An 8,513-nucleotide genomic window follows, 5' to 3' on the forward strand; every position below is an offset into this window, starting at 1 on the left:
ATTTAGTAGGATATGGATTTGGATTTTTACCTGAACGTAAAAAAGCTACTCACGATATACATGAGTAGCTTTATCTTTAATTTACTTGTGATCTTAGTCTATTTTCAAGTGATGTTAAGCTCATTGAAATCGAGTCAGGAACAGGTTGATAGCCACCCGCTTGTTTAATTTCGATTGCTCGGCGTTTTAGACGATCGAGTGTTGAAAATTCATTTTTCGCCTGTGCTAATTTGTTATCTTCAATTAAATAGTAAATGTCGTGTAATAAACGGTATGTTGATACTTCGTAAATTACTCGTTCAATTGCAACCTTCGAAGGAGTAATATACTTATCGCCAAGCTGTTTACGATTTGAGCTTCCGTATACTTGACCAATGGCTAATTCGGTTGCTTTTAATTTTTTCGTAAAAGCATCATATTGGTTATTTATTGTTCCGATTTTCCCAGACGATATTGTTTGATTAAATTGAGCAAGCGTAATGTTCATGATGTTTCCTTGATTTGTTGCTTGTAAAGCTTGAAGGGAACGGTCTACGTTTGCTGGCAATGCTTCATAATTTCCTGCTTGTTTAATGGCGACAGAACGTTTTTTTAGACGATCCAGCTTTGTTAGTTCGCTTTCTGCTGCACTGATTTTATTTTTAGAAACAAGTGAACTTACTTCGTTTAGTAAACGATATTGCGATACTTCATAAACGGTTCGTTCGATTGCAACCTTTGCAGGTCTAACATATTTAGCTTCAAGTGAATCACGATTGCTTTTGCCGCTTACTTTTCCGATTGCCACTTCTGTAGCTCTTAATTGAGAGGTTAAGCGGTCATATAAACTATTAATCTTTGAAATGGAGCCCGAATTGATCGCAGCATTAAACGATGATACGTCTTTAAGTAGTTGATTTCCAGCATTTTGTGCAAGTTGTTTATTTAACACAGTAGGGTCTAGGTACCCATGATTAACAGCAAGCTTTTCAAAGGAAGAACCCGAGTTTGTAATAACAACTTTCGTGTATAAGTTCACTTGGTCGAAAAGCCATCTTACTTCATTATTATGCATTCTCACGCAACCAGAGCTAACGTATCGTCCGATTGAGCTTTCGTTGCTGTTACCGTGAATTGCGTAAGTTGTTCCGTAAGTACCTCTAGCATCAAGACCAAGCCATCTATCGCCAAGCGGGTTTCTGGGATCTCCACCCGGTATATTTTTTTTGTAATAAGGTCGGTTTTTTATTTTGTTAACAATTCGAAAAGTTCCCTCAGGAGTATAAGAGTCCTGCCTGCCTGTTGCTACATCGAAAACTTTTACAAGCTTCCAGTTATCAAAAAATGCTAGTTTATTATTATTTTTGTTAATAATGATTAATTGATCACCAGAAGCTTGTACAGGTTGTTGAAAAAACGCAAAAAATCCAATTAAAAATAGTAAAAGAATCCCCACTCGTTTCAATACGTACACCACCTATTAATATATTAATCTTATGAATAATTATAGAAGAAAGAATTTGAAAATTATGTAAAACGACGGAGCGAATCCGTTGTATTTCTGACGATTTGTCTGTATAAACATTTTTTTCCCGACATTATTTTTACAAAACGTTTACAGGAATATTTCAATGGAGATTTTGACCAAATTCGACAATGTTGATATCATATGAGTAATAAGTTAATGAGGTGATAGATGATGAGAATGTTAGCTGCTTTATTTCTTTTAACCACCATTTTCCTTACAGGATGTGGAACAGACGTTATGCAAAACTCAAGCGAATCAACTGAAGAAAATACAATAGAAGAAAAAGAAACAACTACTGAAGCTAATGAAGAAACAACTGAAACTGGAACAGAAGAACCTCAAGTAGAGGGTGAAGAAGGAACTGAGGAAGCAACTTCAGAAGAAACTATGGAGGAAGCTACTGAAGAAACAGCAGAAGCAGATCAAGAAATCATTGAAGGATTAGAAGCTGTCTACATCGGACAAGCAGACACACACAGCATTGAAGTTGAAACAGTAGATCAAGGATCAATGATTTTCCAAACACTTGATACAGACGTTGACTTCGACACAATCAAAGACGGCAGTAATGTTACAATTGATTATTATGTTGATGAAAATGGACAAAATATCTTACAAAACATCACAGTAGTAAACTAATGGAAGGCCCCGCAACTTTGGTTGTGGGGCTTTTGTATGAGAAAATTCGGGTGGTGCCTGTCACCTCCCGAGTTGTCTTCGACAAAATTCGGGTAGTGACAGGCACCACCCCAAAAACCAGTTTCCCGGACAAAAACATCCCAAAGGAATTCTTCTGTAAAATATGGTACAATATTCCTAGATAAAAGAAAGGAGTAATAAAATGAAAAAATTTAGAATGGTTCAACTCTTCATGCTAGTTTTTGTTCTTATCATCCCTACTACATCTACCTTCGCAGCATCAGATTCAGATTACCAGCGAGCCGTGAGCGCGGGGGAAGATCTGAAAAAGTCATTATCAAAGTTTACTAGTTACATAAACTCAGGAAATCTTTATAATGTAGATTCACAATATGATGCATTTACGAAGAAAATCCAGAATACAGAATTATTAATTGGAAAAGTTTCTGGTGCTTCAAAGAGAAACAAACTAAATGCTACATATGTGAAACAAGCAAAAGTTGCAAAAGAGCGAGTCATTTATGAAATATCACAAATTCGCTTGCTTTACAAAATTGACGAACGTTTTACTCTAAATCAGCAGTCAAAAGCGAAAGATGAGTACGCAAAATTAAACCGCTTAAAGAAAAGAGCACAGGAAATTAAGAAAGCGGGAGGGTATGCAAGTTTGCCTTCTTCGATAAACCGTTCTTTATCATGGTGGGATAACTATGTTGTGGAAAGGCTCAATGCCAACACAAGTTATGAATTAATTCCTTCTAATCTAGATAGTATCCATGACTTCTTATCATATTTGAATCATGTTCAAATAAATGATGGAGGAAAATTGCTTGCTTTAGAAGGTTGGACAATGGAGGAAAATTATCGAGGAGAATTTTCTTTCTACTTAACATCATTCCCAACATCTACTCTAGAGAAGCTAGATCAAATTCATGCAAAAGGAAATGAACAGGCTGTTAGAGTATGGGCTGCAAACATTGCAGACGCAATTGATGTATTCTCTGTTGAACACGGAAAGTATTGGTATGCCTATGCTGGAGCAACATGTCAAGGCTTTGCACCTTCTTCATTCCCATTGGATGCCATTTTATCCTATACAGGTTCTTGTGGATATACTTTCCCTATTTTCGACGCTTCTTACAGAGAAGAACCAAGTATTTTTTATGATGATTATTATGAATATAACTACTAGGAGGTTACCAGTTTGCGAGGAATGAAAGTAGCTTTAGCTTCTACACTATTAGTATCCGTTCTCTCATTTACAAATCCGGCTTTAGCTGCTAATACATCTTATAGGGATGCTGAAAATGTAGGGAAACAACTTGTGCAACAAAATCAACTAGTTGTTGATAGCATCAATACTGGAGATCTTGAAAAAGTGGATGTTCTATACAATGAATTCACAAACACGATTGGGAAAATGGAAAGAGCCATTGGAAAAGTGTCAGGTAGCTCAAATCGCTCAAAGCTTTTAACCAAATATGTGAACCCTTCAAAGATCACAAAAGAGCGAGTAATTTATGAAATTTCTCAATTAAGATTGTTAGAGTCGATTGAACGGTCATTTTTAGATGGTAGTTCCTCTAAAGGGAATAGCGATTTAAAAAAATTGGACCGCCTGAAAAAAAGAGCGGTTGATATAAAGAAAGCCGGTGGCTATGCACAGCTTCCAGCAAGGGTTTCTACTTATCTTACAAACACAGAAAATAGAGTTAGAAATGGAAATCTTGTAACAAATCTAGGTCCACAACTAACAAATATCAACGTTTCAACAGCAACATTTGGAACAACTAGCAACGGCGAACCGGTCATGTTATCTCTTCTTCAAGGCTTACCTGGTACATTAGCTGTTACAAATCTTTATACAAAAGAGCTCGTTGATGTAGAAGCTCTTCCTGATACAACAACAGGCTGGTCAATTGAACAAGGAGCTTCAGGTTCGTACTATATCGGTACAACACCAAATGAGCTGCTTTATAAATATGATGTGAATTCGAAAAAGCTAACAAAGCTGGGGAAAGCAACAACAAAAAATAATACTGTGATTTGGGATCTGGACTATTCTTCTTCAACGAAAGCTGTTTACGGTGTTACTTCAAATGAAGGGAAAGCATTCAAATACGAAGAAGGAAATGGATTTTACGATTACGGCACAATTGTTTCAGGGAAAAAGGATGCAAAGAGTGTTGCTTATGCGTCAAACAATATACTATTTGCAGGGATAGGTTCACCTGTTGATCTTATTGCTTTTGATTTGAACTCGAAAAAGAAGCAATCGATTCTACCGAGTCAGTATAAAGGCGAGAAATCAATTCAATCTTTAGATGTTGTAGACAATTTGTTGTTTGTAAAAGTAAACCCAACTGCAAAAATTCTTTATTTTGATGTGAGTTCAAAAAAATACCTAGGTGAATTTCCTGCATCGTCGTTTGGTGTTTCTGAAAAGCATGGAAATGTTGTGTACTACGGATATGAAAACTCAATTTATTCCTTTAACCTATCAACAAAGGAAAGAAAAGAAATTGTAAAAGGGAAAGTACCAAGTACGATCACATCTTTTAGTCTATTAAATGAAGGAAGCAATGGCTATACACTGGTTGGTAAACTAGGAAACAATGAAAGGTATTTTACGTATAACTTCGATCGTGAAGCGTTTCATCACGACTTAATGACACTACCTGCACAGCCAATTGAATTACATCATATTGGCGCAGATAATAGTGGGAATATTTATAGCAGTGGATTTCTGAACGGAAGCTTGGCTGTGTATTCTTCAAGTACCAACGAAACAGAAACAAAAGGTACAACTGGTCAAGTGGAAGGCTCAGCACCAATCAGCGGCAAGATGTATTTAGGTGTTTATCCACAAGCAAAAATCATTGAATATCAGCCACAAACGAATCAAAAAACAGAGATTTTAAACTTGAAAAATTACGGGCAAGATCGACCAACTGCGGTTATTAATATTCCTGGCACAAATAAGCTTTACATTGGAACAACGCCTCGCTCTGGAAATGCAGGTGGAGCACTTGCAGTATTGGATGTTGGTAACAACAAAGTAACTGTGAAAAATAAGCTGATTCCAAACCAAAGCATTGTGTCTCTTGCATATTCTAAAAATCAAGGCAAGGTATACGGAGGAACATCAATTTTTGGACAACCGAATGTAGATCCGGCAAAAACAAATGCTGTGCTGTTTACAGTTCCAGCGAATAACCCAAATGCAGCTCCTGTACAGGTGAAAATGCCATTCAAAAATATTCGTTTCTATTCTGCGATTACGGTTGCTAATAATGGAGTTGTTTGGGGACTAGCAGATGAGATACTGTATGCATATGATCCTTCAAAGGGAGTTATTTTCAGCCGGAAAATTGTTAATGATGTTTCAGGTCATGCACCGAACGGCTCTTTAATTATCGGTAAGGATGGTTATCTATATGGAGCGGTGGAAGGAACTATGTTTAAAGTGAATCCGAATAATAAAAAACTAGTTATTTTACGAAATAAAAAAGATGTGAAACAAGTGATTCAGGATTCCAGCGGTACAATTTATTTCCATGACGGCGCTCGTCTTTGGAAGTATTCTATTTAACTATAATGAAGGGGCAGCTCTTATTTTAGGGCTGCCCTTTGTTACAAATTAATTTAATTTACTTCTTGTTTCTGCTTCATATCTTTCTAAGAAAGTCTTCATGCCAGGCAAATTAGGGTATTTTCCAGGATACAATTTATTCCCAGCTTCCTTAATCTCAATAGCTCGGTTCTTTAAACGATCAAGCTTTTTGAATTCTTCTATAGCTGCCGCTTGATTATTTTGACTAATAATTTCATTAATATCATTTAAAAGTTCAAAAATGGAAACCTCATAAATTACAGTTTCACGAATGATTTTTGCTTCCTTTACGAGTGCCTCTGCCATTATTTCACGCGTTTCACTTCCGTATATTTTTCCAATTAAAAGCTCATCTTTTCTTATCTTTGCAGATAACTCGTGATAGGACTCGGCAAGCTCAGGTGTAAACGAATCATGTTGAACAAAATCCTCCACTTTTTCTTTCGAAGGAGTGACTTCATTTTGTCCCACCTTCACAGCATCAATAAAGTGAGCGGCCCTCATTTGATAGATTTTTGCAGCATCTAGTCCTTGTTGAAGTTGTTGCTTATTTTGTATAGAGTTAATTTTTTCTTGAGCATTCAAAATAGCTGTTTTTGCTGCCGAGTAGTCAGAGCTGAATTGAGAAGAGATTTTTACGTCAGCTATTGATGAAGCATCGTAATTTCCTCTTAACTTATTAGATTTGATTTGTGCATCAGCCACAAATTTCTTTGCCGTTTCCTCAGCATGATCACCTAACAGAGTATTGATTTCACTTGTCTTTCCGATTACCATGATTGGCTTTTTCGCAGGATCAATCCATGTTAGAAGCTTCTTAACATTTACTTCTGCAAGAGCAACACAACCAGCTGTTGGACTTGTTGAGCTTCTCCAAACATGTAAGAAAATTGCACTTCCTTTTCCCTTTACAATTGGGCTTGTGTTGTAATTAATGACCACCGCATATTTGTAAAGTGGCTGTTTCAGTTTTTCGAAGGAATTCCAACGTGTATTAGGGTTTCCGCTATAAGTTACCCATTTGTTGTAATCAGATGAAGTAGGGTCATCGATCCAATAATCATTTGATGTGGTTGATCGGTGTGGAAGCTTCACTCCATTCGGTTTTTCTCCCCAACCAAAAGCAGTGCCGAGAGTGTAAACTCCCGCCGGCGTAATGCCGTCACCTTCTTTTTGCTTAATAGAGATGCCGTTTTTCCCAACAACAGCAGACATTTTAGGAAGAGCTTGTTTCCATTCACCATTGGTATTTTCATAAGTCGTTACAACAGCACCTATTCCACCGTTGTTATTTACAATAATAACTTGATTTTCCTCACTGATTTCTTTTAGACGATCGAATCCGTTAAGTTGGCTACTGGATGCAGATGTTTGTTGTGAAAACATCGCAAAAATAACCAGAAGTGACAGCATAGAGAATAGTAGTTTTTTCAAAAATGATACCTCCAATTCAATTTCTTCTATTATATAAAAGGCTACGAAAATTTCATTAAATTTAAGTCTATAGACAAAGAGAAGAGAATACAAGAAGGTTAATTTGCATGAATTTACCAAATGTCCCTTAAATTTAACTTTTAAAATACAAAAAAAATGATACAATTACTTATTAGTAATCTACTATCTATTACGAAAGAGGATAAACGATGAATAAAAGACAAGATCGTCATAAAAAGAAAAAAAAGAAAAAGAAATTTGTTAGAGGGTTTTTCTTCCTTCTAGTTCTTATACTTGGTTTTGGTGGTTTTATTTTTTATCAATATTACACTGGCCTACAGGCAGCGGGTGAGGGATTTGATAAAAATGCTGCGACTGACTTTGAAGGAGCAGCAGTCGATAAGTTAGGGAAAATCAATGTTCTGTTACTCGGGATTGATTCCCGAGGTGAAGAAAAGTCACGAACTGATACGATCATGATTGCACAATACGATACAAAAGAAGGAACTGCTAAGCTTGTATCGATCATGCGTGATACGTATGTTGAAATACCGGATTACAAAAACTATAAAGTGAACACAGCTTACTTCTTAGGCGGCCCTGAATTGTTAAGAAAAACAATTGAAGAAAACTTTGGAATTGATCTTCATTATTATGCATTAGTTGACTTCAAAGGCTTCCAGCAGGTTGTTGATACACTTGCACCTGGCGGAATTGAGATGGATGTTGAACACAGTATGTCTAAAAACATTGGTGTAAGTCTAGAGCCTGGTGTGCAAATGCTTGATGGAGCAGAGCTGCTTGGATATGCAAGATACCGTGGAGATGCCAAAGGTGACTTTGGACGAGTTGAACGTCAACAGAAAGTAATTAATGCTTTAAAAGACGAATTAATTAGTGTGAATGGTGTAACGAAGCTTCCTAAATTAATTGGAACGGTACAGCCTTATATTGAAACAAATGTTGATGGTGCTGAAGTGATTGGTATTTTAAAAGACTTTGTTTTAAACACACCAGAAGACATTGAAACAATGACAATTCCTGTTGAGGGCTCGTACACAAGTAAAAGTTATTCTCATGCAGGTTCTGTATTGGAGATTGATATGGAAGAGAATAAAGCGGCGTTGGATGCGTTTTTGAGTGGTAATAGTTCGTCGGTTGTGAAAAGTGATTCGGAAGAGGAACAGTAATTAGATTTTGAGGGAATGCTCAGGCCTTTTTGGAGGCCTGGGCGTTTTTTGTTTGATAGCTAGTTGTTTTTATAGGAGATGAAGACCGAAGTGGAGGTAGAAATGGGGGGAGATGGTCTTCATGAGGTGG

Annotated in this window: 6 protein-coding genes; 4 read left to right on the forward strand and 2 right to left on the reverse strand. The window is 36.7% G+C overall.

Features of this window, described 5'->3' with window-relative positions:
* Positions 1 to 76: 76 nt before the first annotated feature.
* Positions 77 to 1,435, reverse strand: coding sequence for a L,D-transpeptidase family protein (locus tag COD11_RS28235; protein ID WP_483296303.1), 1,359 nt, complete (start codon positions 1,433 to 1,435; stop codon positions 77 to 79).
* Positions 1,436 to 1,675: 240 nt separating this feature from the next.
* Here COD11_RS28235 and COD11_RS19545 point away from each other — a divergent pair, with 240 nt between their 5' ends.
* From COD11_RS19545 to COD11_RS19555, 3 genes are all read left to right on the forward strand, one after another.
* Positions 1,676 to 2,146 carry a hypothetical protein gene (locus COD11_RS19545; protein WP_098798557.1) on the forward strand — a complete coding sequence of 157 codons (471 nt, stop codon included), beginning with the start codon at positions 1,676 to 1,678 and terminating at the stop codon, positions 2,144 to 2,146.
* A 202-nt stretch (positions 2,147 to 2,348) separates the two neighbouring features.
* The gene (locus tag COD11_RS19550; protein WP_098798558.1) at positions 2,349 to 3,338 is read left to right on the forward strand and encodes a hypothetical protein; all 990 of its coding nucleotides are present in this window, start codon (positions 2,349 to 2,351) and stop codon (positions 3,336 to 3,338) included.
* Between the two features lie 21 nt (positions 3,339 to 3,359).
* Positions 3,360 to 5,738, forward strand: a complete 2,379-nt coding sequence (locus COD11_RS19555) for a hypothetical protein (RefSeq protein WP_255301655.1) — start codon at positions 3,360 to 3,362, stop codon at positions 5,736 to 5,738.
* Positions 5,739 to 5,786: 48 nt separating this feature from the next.
* Here the strand turns inward: COD11_RS19555 and COD11_RS19560 are convergent, their stop codons facing one another.
* Positions 5,787 to 7,193, reverse strand: a complete 1,407-nt coding sequence (locus COD11_RS19560; RefSeq protein WP_176551154.1) for a L,D-transpeptidase family protein — start codon at positions 7,191 to 7,193, stop codon at positions 5,787 to 5,789.
* A gap of 209 nt (positions 7,194 to 7,402) precedes the next feature.
* Between COD11_RS19560 and COD11_RS19565 the strand changes: the two genes are divergently transcribed.
* The gene (locus tag COD11_RS19565) at positions 7,403 to 8,383 is read left to right on the forward strand and encodes an LCP family protein (RefSeq protein ID WP_098798560.1); all 981 of its coding nucleotides are present in this window, start codon (positions 7,403 to 7,405) and stop codon (positions 8,381 to 8,383) included.
* The last annotated feature ends 130 nt before the right edge of the window (positions 8,384 to 8,513 follow it).

The organism is Bacillus sp. AFS040349 (assembly GCF_002577655.1).
Lineage (GTDB): Bacteria > Bacillota > Bacilli > Bacillales > Bacillaceae > Metabacillus.